Origin of the sequence: Pseudomonas sp. M20, assembly GCF_045037865.1 — a bacterium.
Lineage (GTDB): Bacteria > Pseudomonadota > Gammaproteobacteria > Pseudomonadales > Pseudomonadaceae > Aquipseudomonas.
Genome location: NZ_CP173611.1, coordinates 1,468,910 through 1,486,383, shown reverse-complemented (window position 1 = coordinate 1,486,383; position 17,474 = coordinate 1,468,910). Strand labels below are relative to the sequence as shown.

15 protein-coding genes are annotated in these 17,474 nt (G+C 58.5%); 6 read left to right on the top strand and 9 right to left on the bottom strand.

Annotated features, from left to right (window positions below; translation table 11 throughout):
* Window positions 1–72 precede the first annotated feature (72 nt).
* Window positions 73–1,074, top strand: coding sequence for a glutathione S-transferase family protein (locus ACI514_RS06705; RefSeq protein ID WP_405123333.1), 1,002 nt, complete (start codon window positions 73–75; stop codon window positions 1,072–1,074).
* 117 nt (window positions 1,075–1,191) lie between these two features.
* Here the strand turns inward: ACI514_RS06705 and cysG are convergent, their stop codons facing one another.
* From cysG to ACI514_RS06675, 6 genes are all read right to left on the bottom strand, one after another.
* Window positions 1,192–2,586 (bottom strand): siroheme synthase CysG, encoded by a 1,395-nt coding sequence (gene cysG / locus ACI514_RS06700; RefSeq protein ID WP_405123332.1) that lies wholly within the window; start codon window positions 2,584–2,586, stop codon window positions 1,192–1,194.
* A complete protein-coding gene (gene serS / locus ACI514_RS06695) occupies window positions 2,587–3,867 on the bottom strand; it encodes a serine--tRNA ligase (RefSeq protein WP_007908080.1) in 1,281 nt (426 codons plus the stop codon).
* A 15-nt stretch (window positions 3,868–3,882) separates the two neighbouring features.
* Entirely contained in the window at window positions 3,883–4,257 is a 375-nt protein-coding gene (gene crcB, locus ACI514_RS06690; RefSeq protein WP_160058614.1) for a fluoride efflux transporter CrcB, read from the bottom strand.
* Window positions 4,257–5,579, bottom strand: coding sequence for a replication-associated recombination protein A (locus ACI514_RS06685; RefSeq protein WP_034155144.1), 1,323 nt, complete (start codon window positions 5,577–5,579; stop codon window positions 4,257–4,259). The genes crcB and ACI514_RS06685 overlap by 1 nt, the downstream gene beginning before the upstream one ends.
* Before the next feature lie 137 nt (window positions 5,580–5,716).
* Window positions 5,717–6,337, bottom strand: a complete 621-nt coding sequence (gene lolA / locus ACI514_RS06680) for an outer membrane lipoprotein chaperone LolA (RefSeq protein WP_405123331.1) — start codon at window positions 6,335–6,337, stop codon at window positions 5,717–5,719.
* Window positions 6,338–6,404: 67 nt separating this feature from the next.
* Entirely contained in the window at window positions 6,405–8,813 is a 2,409-nt protein-coding gene (locus ACI514_RS06675; protein ID WP_123594191.1) for a DNA translocase FtsK, read from the bottom strand.
* 297 nt (window positions 8,814–9,110) lie between these two features.
* On the opposite strand from ACI514_RS06675, the gene trxB reads away from it, so the two are divergent.
* From trxB to infA, 4 genes are all read left to right on the top strand, one after another.
* Window positions 9,111–10,070, top strand: coding sequence for a thioredoxin-disulfide reductase (gene trxB, locus ACI514_RS06670; protein ID WP_405123330.1), 960 nt, complete (start codon window positions 9,111–9,113; stop codon window positions 10,068–10,070).
* 63 nt (window positions 10,071–10,133) lie between these two features.
* Window positions 10,134–10,814, top strand: a complete 681-nt coding sequence (gene aat, locus ACI514_RS06665; RefSeq protein ID WP_160058617.1) for a leucyl/phenylalanyl-tRNA--protein transferase — start codon at window positions 10,134–10,136, stop codon at window positions 10,812–10,814.
* Window positions 10,815–10,871: 57 nt separating this feature from the next.
* On the top strand, window positions 10,872–11,579 hold the full coding sequence (locus ACI514_RS06660; protein WP_016987044.1) for an arginyltransferase: 708 nt from the start codon (window positions 10,872–10,874) through the stop codon (window positions 11,577–11,579).
* A gap of 112 nt (window positions 11,580–11,691) precedes the next feature.
* A complete protein-coding gene (gene infA, locus ACI514_RS06655; protein WP_002553999.1) occupies window positions 11,692–11,910 on the top strand; it encodes a translation initiation factor IF-1 in 219 nt (72 codons plus the stop codon).
* A gap of 960 nt (window positions 11,911–12,870) precedes the next feature.
* Here infA and clpA read toward each other — a convergent pair.
* Window positions 12,871–15,141, bottom strand: a complete 2,271-nt coding sequence (clpA, locus tag ACI514_RS06650) for an ATP-dependent Clp protease ATP-binding subunit ClpA (RefSeq protein ID WP_007920210.1) — start codon at window positions 15,139–15,141, stop codon at window positions 12,871–12,873.
* A 30-nt stretch (window positions 15,142–15,171) separates the two neighbouring features.
* Window positions 15,172–15,555, bottom strand: a complete 384-nt coding sequence (gene clpS / locus ACI514_RS06645) for an ATP-dependent Clp protease adapter ClpS (RefSeq protein ID WP_016987405.1) — start codon at window positions 15,553–15,555, stop codon at window positions 15,172–15,174.
* Window positions 15,556–15,779: 224 nt separating this feature from the next.
* Here clpS and ACI514_RS06640 point away from each other — a divergent pair, with 224 nt between their 5' ends.
* The gene (locus ACI514_RS06640; RefSeq protein ID WP_405123329.1) at window positions 15,780–16,085 is read left to right on the top strand and encodes a cold shock domain-containing protein; all 306 of its coding nucleotides are present in this window, start codon (window positions 15,780–15,782) and stop codon (window positions 16,083–16,085) included.
* Between the two features lie 86 nt (window positions 16,086–16,171).
* On the opposite strand, the gene icd is transcribed toward ACI514_RS06640, so the two are convergent.
* Window positions 16,172–17,428, bottom strand: a complete 1,257-nt coding sequence (gene icd, locus ACI514_RS06635) for an NADP-dependent isocitrate dehydrogenase (protein WP_007920207.1) — start codon at window positions 17,426–17,428, stop codon at window positions 16,172–16,174.
* Window positions 17,429–17,474: the final 46 nt, after the last annotated feature.

Below are 17,474 nucleotides of genomic sequence, written 5' to 3'. Positions count from 1 at the left end.
CTTTGCGCTTTTTGTTCGAACTCATCGGAATAGACTCGACTCCAAAGATTATTGGTTTACGGAGTCTTGATCATGGGTTTACTCGTCGATGGCCACTGGCAGGACAAGTGGTACGAAAGCAGCAAGGACGGCGCGTTCCAGCGTGAACAGGCAAAACGCCGCAACTGGGTCACCGCTGATGGCCAGCCTGGCCCGAGCGGTGAAGGCGGTTATGCCGCGGAAGCCGGACGCTATCACCTCTACGTTTCTCTCGCCTGTCCATGGGCGCATCGCACGCTGATCCTGCGCAAGCTCAAAGGTCTGGAAAATCTGATCGACGTTTCGGTGGTCAGTTGGTTGATGCTGGAGAACGGCTGGACCTTCGACAGAGCACTTGGCTCGACGGGCGACAAGCTTGATGGCTTTGAATTCATGCATCAGCGCTACACCGCCGACACTGCCGATTACACCGGGCGCGTCACCGTGCCGGTGCTGTGGGACAAGAAGCTCAAGCGCATCGTCAGTAATGAATCGGCGGAAATCATCCGCATGTTCAACAGCGCCTTTGATGATCTGACCGGCAATGATCTGGATTTCTACCCGGCGCCGTTACGTGGCGAGATCGATGCGCTGAACGAGCGGATTTATCCGGCCGTGAACAACGGCGTGTATCGCGCTGGTTTTGCGACTTCGCAACAGGCTTATGAGGAAGCGTTCGATGAGGTGTTTGCCGAACTCGATCACCTTGAGCGCGTTTTGGGCGCCAACCGTTATCTGAGCGGGGAATACCTGACTGAGGCGGACATCCGCCTGTTCACCACGATGATTCGTTTCGACGCGGTGTATCACGGGCACTTCAAGTGCAACCTGCGGCGGATTGCCGATTACCCGAATCTGTCGAACTGGCTGCGTGAGGTGTATCAGTTCCCGGGAATTGCCGAGACGGTGGATTTCCAGCACATCAAGAACCACTACTACGGCAGTCACAAGACGATCAACCCGACGGGTGTTGTGCCGAAGGGGCCGGCGCAGGATTTCACTGTGGCCCATGATCGAGCGCGGTTGAGCGGCAAAGGGGTTTGGCGAAAAGGTTGAGAGTTATAGGGTTTTGGAAGGCCTCTTCGCGAGCAAGCTCGCTCCCACACTGGATATGTGTCGTTCACAAATCCCCTGTGGGAGCGAGCTTGCTCGCGAATGGGGCGACTCGGTTTTTCAGACCTGCGCCTGAGCCCCTTCGAACCACGCCAGTTTCTCGCGCAGTTGCACCACTTCTCCCACGATCACCAGTGTCGGCGCATGCACTTCGTGCTCCGCCACCAGTCGTGGCAGATCGGCCAGCGTGCCGGTAAAGACGCGCTGATTGACCGTGGTGCCCTGCTGAATCAACGCCGCCGGAGTATCCGCTGAACGACCGTGCTTGATCAGTTGCTCGCAAATGACCGGCAAGCCGACCAGGCCCATGTAGAACACCAGCGTCTGCGCCGGCGCGACAAGGTCGGCCCATGGCAGATCGGTGGAACCGTCCTTCAAATGCCCGGTGACAAACCGCACCGACTGCGCATGATCGCGATGGGTCAGCGGAATCCCGGCATACGCCGCGCAACCGCTGGCCGCCGTAATTCCCGGCACCACCTGAAACGGAATGCCGTGAGCGGCCAGTTCTTCGATCTCTTCGCCACCACGGCCGAAGATGAACGGATCGCCGCCCTTCAACCGCACCACGCGCTTGCCGGCCTTGGCCAGATCGACCAGTTGCTGGTTGATCTGATCCTGCGGCACGGCGTGATCAGCACGACGCTTGCCAACGTAGACCCGCTCGGCATCACGACGGCACAGTTCAAGAATCGCTGGCGCGACCAAGCGGTCGTACAACACCACGTCGGCTTGCTGCATCAGACGCAACGCCTTGAAGGTCAGCAGATCCGGATCGCCCGGGCCCGCGCCAACCAGATACACCTCGCCGGTGGTGACCATGGCTTCGCCATCAATTTTGGCCTGCAACAGACGCTCGGCTTCAGCGCCCTGCCCGGCAAGCTGGCGATCAGCAATCGGCCCCTGAAACACGTCTTCCCAGAAACCACGACGCTGCTGCACATCCGGAAACAGGCTTTTCACCTGATTACGGAAACGCGCGGCGAGTCCGGCCAACTGACCGTAAGTCGAGGGAATCCATGTTTCGATCTTGGCCCGGATCAAACGCGCCAGCACCGGCGCATCGCCGCCGCTGGACACCGCAATGATCAGCGGCGAGCGATCGACGATCGCCGGGAAGATCACGCTGCACAAGGCCGGCGCGTCGACCACGTTGACCGGCACGCAACGCTTGTGAGCATCGGTGGAGACTTGTGCGTTCAGCATCTCATCGTCGGTAGCGGCAATAATCAGCCCGCAACCGTCGAGATCCGCTTCAACGTAACCGCGTAACAGGCATTCACCGCCAGAGGCGACGACCAGTTCACGCAGTTGCGATTCGATTTCAGGTGCGACCACCCGCAGCAGCGCACCGGCATCGGCCAGCAGGCGGGATTTGCGCAAGGCAATTTCCCCCCCACCGACGACCAACACACGACTGCCGCGCAGGTTGTGAAACAGCGGCAGATATTTCATTTAGCCGATGACCTCAAGGCCACCCATGTACGGTTTGAGCACGTCCGGCACCCGGATCGAACCGTCGGCCTGCTGGTAGTTTTCCAGCACGGCCACCAGAGTGCGGCCGACGGCCAGACCGGAACCGTTCAGGGTGTGCACCAGCTCAGGTTTACCGGTTTCCGGGTTACGGAAACGCGCTTGCATACGACGGGCCTGGAAGTCGCCACAGTTCGAGCACGACGAGATCTCGCGGTACTTGTCCTGGCTCGGGATCCACACTTCCAGATCGTAGGTCTTGACCGCGCTGAAGCCCATGTCGCCGGTGCACAGCGCCAGGGTGCGATAAGGCAGACCGAGCAGTTGCAGAACCTTTTCGGCGTTGGCGGTCAGACCTTCCAGCGCTTCCATCGAGGTCGACGGCTCGACGATCTGCACCATTTCAACTTTGTCGAACTGGTGCTGACGGATCATGCCGCGCGTGTCGCGACCCGACGCACCGGCTTCGCTGCGGAAGCACGGCGTGTGGGCGACGAACTTGATCGGCAGCAGTTTCGAATCGACGATTTCGCCAGCAACGATGTTGGTCAGCGACACTTCAGCGGTCGGGATCAGGTACAGATCGGCTTCGCCTTCGCGGGCGATCTTGAACAGGTCTTCTTCGAACTTCGGTAGTTGACCGGTGCCTTGCAGCGCCGGGGCCTGAACCAGATAAGGCGTGTACGCCTCTTCGTAGCCGTGCTCGTTGACGTGCAGATTGATCATGAACTGCGCCAGTGCGCGATGCAGACGCGCGATCGGGCCACGCAACAGGGCGAAACGCGCGCCGGAAAGTTTGGCGGCGGTTTCAAAGTCCAGCCAGCCGAACTTCTCGCCCAGCGCCACGTGGTCTTTCACTTCGAAGTCGAAAGCGGTCGGCGTGCCCCAGCGGCGCACTTCGACGTTGTCGTCTTCGTCTTTGCCGACCGGCACGGATTCGTGTGGCAGGTTCGGGATGCCGAGCAGGATCGAATCCAGTTCGGTCTGGATCGCATCCAGCTCGACTTTACCGGCACTCAGTTCGCCCGCCATGCGCTCGACGTCCGCCATCAACGGCGCGATGTCTTCGCCGCGCTGCTTGGCCTGACCGATGGATTTGGAACGCGCGTTACGCTCAGCCTGCAGTGCTTCGGTGCGGGTCTGGACGGTCTTGCGCTGTTCTTCCAGCGCTTCGATGCGCGCGGTATCCAGGGCAAAGCCACGGGAAGCCAGGCGGTCCGCTACGTCCTGAAGGTTGCTACGTAACAGTTTGGAATCGAGCATGTCGGTTTCTCGTTATCAAAGTTTGGTCAAAGACAGGCCAGCCCACGTCGCGAGCAGCCCGCCGAATACGCTGAGCGCCGCGTAGCCCAGGGCCAGCGGAACTTGCCCGCTTTCCAGCAGGCGCACCGTATCCAGTGAAAAGGATGAAAAAGTCGTCAGCCCCCCGAGGAAGCCAACCATCAACCCGGCACGTACCTCGATCGGCACCTCCGGGCGTATCAAAAACAGGCCGTACAACACGCCAATCAACAGACAGCCCACGATATTAACGGCCAGCGTCGCGGTATAGAAGTGCCGCGGCCAATTGGCGTTGATCCAATTGCCGGTGGCGAAGCGCAACAAGGTGCCGGCCATGCCGCCGACGGAGACCGCAATGATCAGTGGAACCATTATTTTCTCCGCTGCCGAGGGCTTAAACGGTCGAGTTGGGCGAGATGGTTGAGCTTCTCGCCGATCTTCAACTCCAGGCCGCGCGGCACCGGTTGGTAGAACGGGATTGGGTCGAGCTCTTCCGGGAAATAGTCTTCGCCGGCGGCGTAAGCGTCCGGCTCATCATGGGCGTAGCGGTACTCGTCGCCGTAGCCCAATTGTTTCATCAGTTTGGTCGGTGCGTTGCGCAAGTGCAGCGGTACTTCCAGCGAGCCGTTTTCTGCAGCGGCGCGCAAGGCGGTTTTGAAACCCATGTACACGGCGTTACTTTTCGGCGCGCAGGCCAGATAGGTGATGGCCTGCGCCACCGCCAGCTCGCCTTCCGGGCTGCCGAGACGTTCCTGCACTTCCCACGCCGCGAGGCAAAGACTGAGGGCGCGCGGGTCGGCGTTGCCGATGTCTTCGCTGGCCATGCGTACCACGCGTCGGGCCAGGTACAGCGGATCGCAACCACCGTCGATCATCCGCGCAAACCAGTACAGCGCGCCGTCAGGGTTGGAGCCACGCACCGATTTGTGCAGTGCAGATATCTGGTCGTAAAACGCTTCGCCACCCTTGTCGAAACGTCGACGGGTATCGCCGAGCAGACTTTGCAGCAACTCGGTGCCGATTTCGCTGTTGTCTTCAGCCAGATCCGAGGCGTTTTCCAGCAGATTGAGCAGACGCCGGCCATCGCCATCGGCGGCGGACAGCAACATCTGGAAGCCTTCGTCGTTCAGCGTCAGGTTGCGCTTGCCCAAACCACGTTCTTCGGTGAGCGCACGGTGCACCAGCTTACGCAGCGCCGCTTCATCGAGGCTTTTCAGCACGTAGACGCGGGCACGCGACAACAAGGCGTTGTTGAGTTCGAACGAAGGGTTTTCGGTGGTGGCGCCGATGAAGATCAGCGTGCCGTCTTCAACGTACGGCAGAAACGCATCCTGCTGAGACTTATTGAAACGATGCACTTCATCGACGAACAGAATCGTGCGCTTGCCGTACTGGCCGGCCTGCTGCTTGGCGATTTCAACGGCCTGACGGATTTCCTTGACCCCGGCGAGCACCGCCGAGACCGTTTCGAAATGCGCATCGGAGACTTCCGCGAGTAACCGCGCGAGGGTGGTTTTACCCACGCCCGGCGGCCCCCAGAAGATCATCGAATGCAGGGCACCCTGCTCCAGCGCCTCACGCAGAGGCTTGCCGCGAGCGAGCACGTGCTCCTGACCGACGTACTCATCCAGATTGGTCGCCCGCAAACGCGCGGCCAGTGGCTGGGCAATCGGTGCACTGCGAAACAGATCCATCACTACCTATGAAACCTCACTGGGGACAACAATCCCTGTGGGAGCGAGCCTGCTCGCGAATGCAATGGTCCATTCAACATTAATGGTGACTGATACACCGCATTCGCGAGCAGGCTCGCTCCCACAGGTTATTGCGTTTATTCCTGGATCACGTCGGCACCCTTGGGGATGTCGAACTTGAACTTGGACGGCGACACCGGCTCGTTGGCCTTGACCCCGGTAAACAGGATGTTGGTGCGCTGGCCGACGCTGTCGATCAGTTGCATATCGTTAAGCAGACCGTTGCGGAACGACAGACGCAGGCTGTCGAACAAGGTGTCCTTGGTTTTCGGCTTGAGGGTGAAGTCGATCACACCGCCCGCCTCTTTCGCGCTGATGGCGAAGCTCTGGCTGATCTTCGATACATCACCGGACAGCAGCAGCGCCGGGGTCTGGGTCAGACGCTCGTCGAGTTTCTTGATCGTGGCCTGTTCCAGATCCGGGTCCCACAGGGTGACTTTCTTGCCATCGGAAACCATGGTCTGCTCGGCTGGCGCATTGGTGTGCCAGTAGAACAGGCCCGGACGCTGCAGGGTCATGTCGCCGGTGGTTTCCTGCAACTGTGTGCCGCCGCCGTCGAGGGTCAGCTGCGAGAAGTTCGCGCTCAGGGTCTTGGATGTTTCCAGCAATTGGGTCAGACGCGCCACGTCCTTGTCATCGGCGTGGGCCGTGAGAGTGGTCAGCGCCAGTACTGGCAGCAGCATGCGGATAAGACGCATGGGAGTCCTCTTGAATACTCGTTGGGAGAGCGGCGGCACATCATTGTCCCGCCTCTTGCGTTTGCAATCAGTCGCGTACCGGGCCCGGGGCCAGGACTTCACGGGAACCGTTGGTGTTCATCGAGGTGACGACCCCGGCCATTTCCATGGCTTCGATCATCCGTGCGGCGCGGTTGTAGCCGATTTTCAGCTTGCGCTGTACCGCAGAAATCGAGGCACGACGGCTTTCGAGTACGAACTGTACCGCTTCGTCATACAGCGCGTCGGCTTCCGGATCATCGCCGTCGCCGCCACCGCTGCTACCTTCAAAACCGCTGCCGGCTTCTTCGACACCGTTGAGGATGTCATCGTTGTATTCCGGAGCGCCGCGCAGTTTCCACGCTTCGACCACACGGTGTACTTCATCGTCGGATACGAACGCACCGTGAACCCGGATCGGCAGGCTGGTGCCCGGCGGCATGTAGAGCATGTCACCGTGGCCGAGCAGTTGTTCAGCGCCGCCCTGGTCGATGATGGTTCGCGAGTCGATCTTGCTCGACACCTGGAACGCCATACGCGTCGGGATGTTGGCCTTGATCAGACCGGTGATCACGTCCACCGACGGCCGCTGGGTCGCAAGGATCAAGTGAATACCCGCCGCACGCGCCTTCTGCGCAATACGGGCGATCAGCTCTTCAACTTTCTTGCCGACGATCATCATCATGTCGGCGAATTCGTCGACCACCACGACGATGGTCGGCAGCTTCTGCAGCAGCGGCGCTTCATCGTGAATGCTTTCGCGCTTGTACAGCGGATCGCTCAACGGCTCGCCGGCGTCCTGCGCCTCCTTGACCTTGGCGTTGAAGCCAGACAGGTTGCGCACGCCCATTTTCGCCATCAGCTTGTAGCGGCGCTCCATCTCGGCGACGCTCCAGCGCAGGGCGTTGGCGGCGTCCTTCATGTCGGTCACGACCGGGCACAGCAGGTGCGGAATGCCTTCGTAAATCGACAGTTCCAGCATCTTCGGGTCGATCATGATCAGCTTGGCGTCTTCCGGGCCGGACTTGAACAGGATCGACAGGATCATCGCGTTCACACCCACCGACTTACCGGAACCGGTCGTACCGGCCACCAGCAGGTGCGGCATCTTCGCCAGGTCAGTAATCACTGGCTTACCGCCGATGTCGTGACCGAGTGCCAGGGTGACCGGCGATTTGAAGTTGTCGTACTCGGGCGTCGACAGCACTTCGGAGAAGCGCACGATCTGCCGGTCTTCGTTGGGAATCTCTATACCGACGGTGGTCTTGCCCGGAATCACTTCTACCACCCGCACACTGGTCACGGCCAGCGAACGCGCGAGGTCTTTCGCCAGGTTGGCGATGCGGCTGACTTTGACGCCGGCGGCAGGCTGAATTTCGTAACGGGTAATCACCGGACCCGGGTGAATCGAATCCACCGTGACTTCGACGCCGAACTCCTTGAGCTTGATCTCCAGCAAATGGCCGACCGCCGCCAGGGATTCCGGTGAGTAATTGAGTTGTTTCTTTTCCGCAGGATCAAGAATCGAGATCGGCGGCAAGGTGCCTTCCACGGCGCTGTCGACGAACAACGGCACCTGCTTCTCTTTCTGCACGCGTTTGCTTGGCTCAGGCGCTTTGGCCGGTGCAGGAGCGATGACTGGCGGAACCTGTTTCTCGCGATCGGACATGTGCTTGCTCAGGGCTTGCTCACGTTCGATCAGGCGTTCTTTGACTTTGGCTTGCTCACGTTTGTCGGTGACCGTCGGCGCGACCACGTCATGCACGCGATCGTCGACTTCACGCAGTTGCGCAACCAGTTGCTTGCGCTCGGTACGCGCCGCCCACCAGCGATTGAGCGCACCCTGGAACAGCTCGAACAGGTCGAGGGTGATCTTGCCGGTGATGTCCATCACTTTGAACCACGACAGGTCGGTGAACACCGTCAGGCCAAACAGGAACAACGCAATGAACAACAGCGTGCTGCCCTGAATGTTCAGCGCGTTCTTCGCCAGATTGCCGAGGCTCTCGCCCAGTGCACCACCGGCACCCGCCGGCAGACCCGAAGCCGCGTGAAAGTGCAGATGCGCCAGCGCAGCGCCGGACAGCACCAGAAACACCAGACCGATCAGGCGCCAGGAAAACAGCCAGCCGCTCCACTGCCACGGCTCATGACGCTGACGGAAGATCTGGTAGGCCTTGACCGCCAGCAACAACGGGAAGATGTAGGCGAAGTAACCCAGCACCATGAACAGGATGTCGGCGCTGTAGGAGCCCGCCGGGCCGCCGAAATTCTGTACGTCGTCGATCTTGCTGTTGTGGCTCCAGCCGGGATCGTCCTTGCCGTAGGTCAGCAAAGCCATCATCAGGAACAGGCACAAGGCGCCGATGGCGATCAGTGCACCTTCCTTGAGCCGGTAGTGCAATTGTTGACGCCAGAGCGGAACGACTGTTTTTGGTGCTTCGGTGGATTTCTTCAAAACGCTTCTTTTCCTGCGCCCGAGGCGCGTCCATCTATTGAATGACGATAAAAAACTGCCCAATCCAGGCAGGTAAAAAAGTGAACGAGCGCAACTGAGACTACTTTTAACACTGCGTCGCGCTTTTTATAAACACAGCGCACCGCGAATATTCTGTAACAGCCCGGCATTGTACGGGTTTGTGCGTCTGATGCCATGCTTCAAACCCCAAGACTGAGCATAGTCAAGCACACAGAACCCGCGACTCAATTTGAGCATGCATTACCTTTTGTGACAAAGGCTTATGAGGTGTATTTGATGAACGTAGCGAAGCATTCACGCCTGATCATCCTCGGCTCCGGTCCGGCCGGCTACAGTGCTGCCGTGTATGCCGCCCGCGCCAACCTCAAACCCGTGGTCATTACCGGCCTGCAGGCAGGTGGCCAGCTCACCACCACCGTTGAAGTCGACAACTGGCCCGGCGACGTCGAAGGCCTCACTGGCCCGGTGTTGATGGAGCGCATGCAGAAGCACGCCGAACGCTTTGCTACAGAGATCGTTTACGACCACATCCACACCGCCAAGTTGCAGCATCGCCCGTTCGAGCTTGTCGGCGACAGCGGCACTTACACCTGCGATGCGCTGATCATTGCCACCGGCGCCTCGGCGCAATACCTGGGGCTGCCCTCGGAAGAAGCCTTCGCTGGGAAAGGTGTTTCCGCCTGCGCGACCTGTGACGGCTTTTTCTATCGCAATCAGGTGGTGGCGGTAGTCGGCGGCGGCAATACGGCGGTTGAGGAAGCTCTGTACCTGTCGAACATCGCCAAGGAGGTGCACCTGATCCACCGCCGCGACAAGCTGCGCTCGGAGAAAATCCTTCAGGACAAACTGTTCGAGAAAGCCGCCAACGGCAACGTGCGCCTGCACTGGAACCAGAATCTCGACGAAGTGCTGGGCGATGCCAGCGGCGTCACCGGCGCGCGACTGCGCGACAGCCACACCGGCGAAACCGCTGAACTGGCGCTGGCCGGCGTATTCATTGCCATTGGTCACAAGCCCAACACTGATCTGTTTCAAGGACAGCTGCCAATGCGCGATGGGTACTTGCTGGTCAAGGGTGGCAGCGACGGTGACGCTACGTCCACCGAGATTCCCGGGGTGTTCGCCGCCGGCGACGTGGCCGACCACGTTTACCGCCAGGCGGTGACGTCAGCAGGTGCCGGCTGCATGGCCGCGCTCGATGCCGAGAAGTATCTGGACGACATTCCTGTCATTTAACGGCACACTTTATCGCGGGCTAAAAAGCCCGCACCGCCCTCCCCTTCTGCAAGCCTGGATGCCATGCTGACTTGGTTACAACGTAATTCCCTGACTTTTCCGCCCCTGGAAAAGGCCATGCGCGACCCTAACGGATTACTCGCCGCCGGTGGCGACCTGTCGGCTGATCGTTTGATCCAGGCTTACCGCCATGGCTGCTTTCCGTGGTTTTCCGAGGGCCAACCGATTCTCTGGTGGTCGCCGGATCCGCGCACTGTGTTGTTTCCCGACGAACTGCATGTCTCGCGCAGCCTCGGCAAATTGCTGCGCCAGGAACGCTATCAAGTGACCTTCGATCAGGACTTCGACGCCGTGATCCGCGCCTGCGCCGCGCCCAGGGATTACGCCGACGGCACCTGGATCACCGAAGCCATGCAGGACGCCTACATTGAACTGCATCGTCGCGGCTTCGCCCATTCCGTGGAAGTCTGGGATCAGGGCGAACTGGTCGGCGGCCTGTACGGCCTGGCGATGGGCCAACTGTTTTTCGGCGAATCGATGTTCAGCCGCGCCGACAACGCCTCCAAATTCGGCTTTGCCACCCTGGTGCGCCATCTGCAAGACTCGGGATTCGTGCTGATCGATTGCCAGATGCCGACCGATCATCTGCACAGCCTCGGCGCGCGGGCGATTCCTCGCCAGCAATTCGCCGACTATCTGGCAAATCACCTGGATCAACCCAATCGTGCCACCTGGGTTTGCTGAGCGACTTTTGCGCGCGTGGCTTACACTTAATTCACCAGCTTATCCCGAGGGTTGATCATGACCGAGTTGGCGCGCTTGAAGTTCTATGCCACTCAGCCTCACTCTTGCAGTTATCTGCCCGAGGAGCAGGCCACGACCCTGTTTCTCGATCCGAGTCAGCCCATGGATGTGCATGTCTACGCAGACCTGTCGGAAATGGGCTTTCGCCGCAGTGGCGATCATCTGTATCGCCCGCATTGCCAGAACTGCAATGCGTGCGTGCCTGCGCGCATTCCGGTGGCGCAGTTCACACCTAATCGTCAGCAGAAGCGGATTTTCAAGCGCAACGCGGATTTGCAGGTGCGCCCGGCCAAACCGCAGTTCAGCGAAGAATATTTCGATCTGTACCAGCGCTACATCGAACAACGCCACGCTGACGGCGATATGTACCCGCCGAGTCGTGATCAATTCTCGACTTTTCTGGTACGCGATCTGCCCTTCTCGCGTTTTTACGAGTTCCGACTCGACGGACGGTTGCTCGCCGTGGCGGTGACCGATTTGCTGCCGAACGGTTTGTCGGCGGTTTACACCTTTTACGAACCCGACGAAGAGCGCCGCAGTCTTGGCCGATTTGCCATCCTCTGGCAAATCGCCGAGGCACAGCGTCTCGGGCTTGAGGCGGTGTACCTTGGTTATTGGATCAAGAACTGCAAAAAGATGAACTACAAGACGCAATATCGGCCCATCGAATTGCTGATTAATCAGCGCTGGGTCATCCTCAACTAAACCCAAGCCGTAAACCCCTTGGCGTAAACCCCATTTTTCGGGCACAATGCACGCCGCTTTTGCCTGGCGCAGTTGCACCGGGCCATTCATTGGATACCGAGGGCTTTACTGCATGTCGAAAGAAGACAGCTTCGAAATGGAAGGCACTGTCGTCGACACCCTGCCCAACACCATGTTTCGTGTGGAGTTGGAAAATGGGCACGTCGTAACCGCGCATATTTCCGGCAAGATGCGCAAGAACTACATTCGTATTCTTACCGGTGACAAAGTGCGCGTCGAGCTGACGCCCTATGACTTGAGCAAAGGGCGCATTACTTACCGCGCTCGTTAATCAAGTCAATACAGAACGCCCGGTTTATGCCGGGCGTTTTTGTATCTGCGTTTTGGGGTTTGGGTTTGGGATTTGGGATTTGGGGGCATATCCGTTGCTGCGGTTATGGCTGCTTAGGGTTCCGCCCTTACGGCGGGTCACTTTTTCCAAACGCCGAAAAAGTAACCAAAAAGGCTCGCCCCGGCGTACGGCACTTCGCTGAGGCTCAGTGTTCCCTCGCTACGGTGTCCATCCGGGGGCATCGCCTACGGTTTGCTTCGCTGCACCTCCTCTCGATGAATGCGGCTTCGCCGCACGGCGCTGCGCGCCTACCCCCGGATGAACACCTACGCTCGGCCTGCCGAAGGGGCAATAAATCAAAAGCCACGTCAAAAGCCAAAGCCAGATCAAGAGCCCCTCACCCTAGCCCTCTCCCGGAGGGAGAGGGGACTGACCGAAGTGTTTGAGAGATGTACGCCGACGTGAAATACCGAGTTGAACGCAAATTTTGAGATGCCCACCATCGGCTCCCTCTCCCTCGGGAGAGGGCTGGGGTGAGGGGCAGCTCCAACGCAAATCCAAAGCCGACCACGCTGTGCCCCTCACCACTCAACAGGATGAGCGTTAGCTCGGCTGCAGCTTTTGATCTTTAAGGCGACATCGGAAGGCTGAGTGGAGGGATTGATCCGGGCGTGGGAGCGCAGCGACCGTTTGGCGCAGCCAAACACAGCGAGAGGAGGTGCAGCGCAGCAAACCGTAGGCGCTGCGCCCGGATCGATCCCGCAGCGAAGGAACCCCGAGCCCCAGCGAGCGGGCCGCACGTAGGAGCAAGCGTTTTTTGCTTACTTTTTTTGGCGTTTGAAAAAAAGTGAGTCGCCGTAAGGGCGAAACCGTAATAAGCCATCACCGCAGCAACGGATATTCACCAAAAAACCCAGACAACAAAAAGGCGCCCGAAGGCGCCCTCTTGATCCCAGGCCGTCAGGCCATTTCTGCGGTAGTCTCGAAGTCAAACGTCAACTCACCATCCTTGATGTCGATGTGCACCACACCGCCATGCTCGGCCAGCTCGCCAAACAGAATCTCCTCCGCCAACGGACGCTTGATCTTGTCCTGGATCAGACGCGCCATCGGACGTGCGCCCATCGCCGAGTCATAACCACCCGCCGCCAGCCAACTGCGCGCCGCGTCGGTGACCTCAAGCAGCACACGCTTGTCTTCTAGCTGCGCCTGAAGCTCGGTAAGGAACTTGTCCACCACGCTTTTGATGACCTCATGACTGAGGCGACCAAACTGGATAATGGTGTCCAGACGGTTGCGGAACTCCGGCGTGAAGCTCTTCTTGATCACTTCCATCGCATCAGACGAGTGGTCCTGATGGGTGAAACCGATCGAAGCACGCGCCGCCGTTTCGGCACCAGCGTTGGTGGTCATGATCACAATCACGTTGCGGAAGTCCGCCTTGCGCCCGTTGTTGTCGGTCAGCGTACCGTGGTCCATCACCTGCAGCAGCAGGTTGAAGACTTCCGGATGCGCCTTCTCGATTTCATCGAGGAGCAATACGCAGTGCGGCTGTTTGGTGATCGCTTCGGTCAACAGACCGCCCTGATCGAAACCAACATACCCAGGAGGCGCACCGATCAGACGAGATACGGTGTGACGCTCCATGTACTCGGACATGTCGAAGCGAACCAGTTCGATCCCCAACGCCTTGGCCAGTTGCCGCGCGGCCTCGGTTTTACCGACACCGGTCGGACCTGCGAACAAGAACGAACCGACTGGTTTGTCAGGCGATTTCAGGCCGGCACGCGATAGTTTGATCGCAGTCGACAGCGAATCGATCGCCGCGTCCTGACCAAACACCGTCAGTTTCAGGTCACGCTCCAGGTTACGCAGCAGCTCTTTGTCGGAGCTGGTGACGTGCTTAGGCGGAATCCGCGCGATTTTCGCGACGATGTCTTCGACGTGCGGCACTTCGATACGCTTGGCGCGCTTCTCGACCGGTTGCAGGCGCTGATACGCGCCCGCCTCGTCAATAACGTCAATGGCTTTATCCGGCATGTGTCGGTCATTGATATAGCGCGATGCCAGTTCAGCAGCGGCACGCAGCGCTTCGTCGCTGTATTCGATGTTGTGGTGTTGTTCGAAACGCCCTTTCAGGCCGCGCAGGATACCAATGGTGTCTTCCACCGATGGCTCGACGACATCGACCTTCTGGAAGCGGCGCGCCAAGGCACGATCCTTCTCGAAGATGCCGCGAAACTCCTGGAACGTGGTCGAACCGATGCAACGAATGTCGCCAGACGACAGCAGCGGCTTAAGCAGATTCGAAGCGTCCATGACCCCGCCCGACGCAGCACCCGCACCAATAATGGTGTGGATCTCGTCGATGAACAGAATGGCTTGCGGACGCTTTTTCAGTTCATTGAGCAGCGCTTTGAAACGCTTCTCGAAATCACCGCGATACTTGGTACCCGCGAGCAGAGCACCGAGATCAAGCGAATAAACAACACTGCCGGCCAGCAGATCCGGAACCTGATTGTCGACAATGCGCTTGGCCAGACCTTCGGCAATCGCGGTTTTACCCACGCCTGCTTCACCGACCAGCAGCGGATTGTTTTTGCGCCGACGCGCGAGAATCTGCGCGACACGCTCGACTTCCGACTCACGGCCGACCAGCGGATCTATTCGACCCTGACGCGCGAGTTCGTTGAGGTTGCTGGCATAAGCATCCAGAGGATTGCCTGAAGAAGAAGACTCACCGCCCTCGTCGTCCTGCATATCTTGTTCACCTTCAGAGTGATCGCCATGCCCCGGCACTTTGGAAATGCCGTGAGCGATGTAGTTGACGACATCGATGCGCGCAACGCTCTGCTGTTTCAGCAGGAACACTGCCTGACTCTCTTGCTCACTGAAGATGGCAACCAGCACGTTGGCGCCGGTTACTTCGCGTTTGCCCGAGCTCTGTACGTGGAAAACAGCACGTTGCAGTACACGCTGGAAGCCCAGTGTTGGCTGGGTTTCGCGATCTTCGTCATGAACGGGGATCAATGGCGTGGTGGAGTCGATGAACTCCTGCAGGTCATGCTTGAGTTTGTCGAGGTTTGCGCCGCAGGCACGCAAAACGGTGGCGGCAGCCTCATTGTCCAATAGGGCCAGCAAAAGGTGTTCGACGGTCATGAATTCATGACGTTTCGAACGAGCCTCCTTGAAGGCTAGATTGAGGGTGACTTCGAGCTCGCGGTTTAACATAGCTTCACCTCATACCCAAGTGGTCGGCGATTAACCGTCCTTCTCGATTTCACAGAGTAGCGGATGCTGGCTTTCCCTGGCGTACTGGTTGACCTGCATGGCCTTTGTCTCGGCGATGTCGCGGGTAAACACTCCACATACTGCCCGTCCTTCTGTGTGAACGGCCAGCATGACCTTGGTCGCCAGCTCGCGATTCAGGTTAAAAAACACCTCGAGCACTTCGACGACGAAATCCATCGGTGTGTAGTCATCATTAAACAAAACCACCTTGTACATCGGCGGCGCCTGTAACGCAGGCTTTGCTTCCTGAACAGCAACGCCTGCCGAATCGTCGTCGTGCTCCTCTGGAAGATCCTTTTGGAGAAGCGGGCGATCCTGATTGAATGTTAGTCGAATCTGGCTGATTGCATGCATGGAAAGAAAGGTTCGTCAGTTGTGCAAATACAGTGGTGGGGGCGGTTGTCCACGTTTTCAACTCCGACTGCCCGGTCACCTTGACTATCGGGAAAACGGTGTTACAACCAATAGAACCCACAGTGGGTAAAAAAGATCCGCGGAGTCAATTCTTTTAACGAATAAGATTGCGGATGAATTGGATGATACTCCAGCGATGGAGTCTGTTGCAGAGGGATTTGAGCATGGCTGTCGGCAAGGTGAAATGGTTCAACAATGCCAAGGGATTCGGCTTTATCAATACCGACGCCCGCGAAGGCCGCGATGAGGATGACAAAGAGATCGATTTCTTTGCGCACTACTCCGCCATTGAGATGGACGGGTATAAAACCCTCAAGGCTGGACAACTGGTGAGTTTTGAGATTGTTCAAGGCCCCAAGGGGCTGCATGCCCTAAAAATCACAAACGTCATCATTGAACCATCCAGCCCCGCTGAGAGTGCTGCTTTTGGCGCTGCCGCTGCCGCTGCCGCCGCAACTGCCAAAGCGTGAGCTGACTGATCTTCACCTGAATATCCCAAGCAATAAAAAACCGCCTGACTCAATGAAGAATCAGGCGGTTTTTATGTGCCCGCGTTTTACATATGCGAAATCAGCGCATCGCCAAAGCCCGAAGACGAAACCAGCTTGGCCCCGTCCATCAGACGTTCGAAGTCATAGGTCACAGTCTTGGCCGAAATAGCGCCGTTGGTGCCCTTGATGATCAGATCCGCCGCTTCGGTCCAGCCCATATGGCGGAGCATCATCTCAGCCGAGAGAATCAGCGAACCCGGGTTGACCTGATCCTTGCCGGCGTACTTCGGCGCAGTACCGTGGGTCGCTTCGAACATCGCCACGGTGTCGGACAGGTTGGCGCCCGGCGCGATGCCGATACCGCCCACTTCCGCAGCCAAAGCGTCGGAGAGGTAGTCGCCGTTGAGGTTCAGGGTCGCAATCACATCGTACTCGGCCGGGCGCAACAGGATCTGCTGGAGCATGGCGTCAGCGATAGCGTCCTTGACCACAACGTTCTTGCCGGTTTTCGGGTTCTTGAACTGCATCCACGGACCGCCGTCGAGCAGGGTCGCGCCGAATTCTTCGGCGGCCACTTCGTAGGCCCACTCTTTGAAGGCACCTTCGGTGAACTTCATGATGTTGCCTTTGTGCACGATGGTCAGCGAATCGCGGTCGTTATCGACCACATATTGCAAAGCCTTGCGTGCCAGACGCTTGGTGCCTTCCAGCGAAACCGGCTTGACGCCGATGCCGCAGTTTTCGTCGAAACGGATCTTGGTGACGCCCATTTCTTCTTTAAGGAATTTGATGACTTTGGTGGCTTCCGGCGAACCGGCCTTCCACTCGATGCCCGCGTAGATGTCTTCGGAGTTCTCGCGAAAAATGGTCATGTCCACATCGCCAGGCTTTTTCACCGGGCTCGGCACGCCTTCGAACCAGCGCACCGGGCGCAGGCAGACGTACAGGTCGAGTTGCTGACGCAGGGCCACGTTCAGCGAGCGGATGCCACCACCGACCGGGGTGGTCAGCGGGCCTTTGATGGAAACCACGTAATCCTTGACTGCATCGAGGGTTTCCTGAGGCAGCCAGGTGTCCTGATCGTAAACCTGAGTGGCTTTTTCCCCGGCGTAGACTTCCATCCAGGAAATCTTGCGTTTACCGCCGTATGCCTTTTGAACTGCAGCATCGACAACCTTGATCATCACCGGACTGATGTCGACACCAATGCCGTCACCTTCGATGAAGGGGATGATCGGGTTATCAGGAACATTGAGAGAATGGTCTGCATTGACGGTGATTTTGTCGCCGACGGCTGGAACCTGAATCTTCTTGTAACCCATGCTGAACTCCATTGTTTGGATTGAACATCTGGCTTGGTTCGAGCGT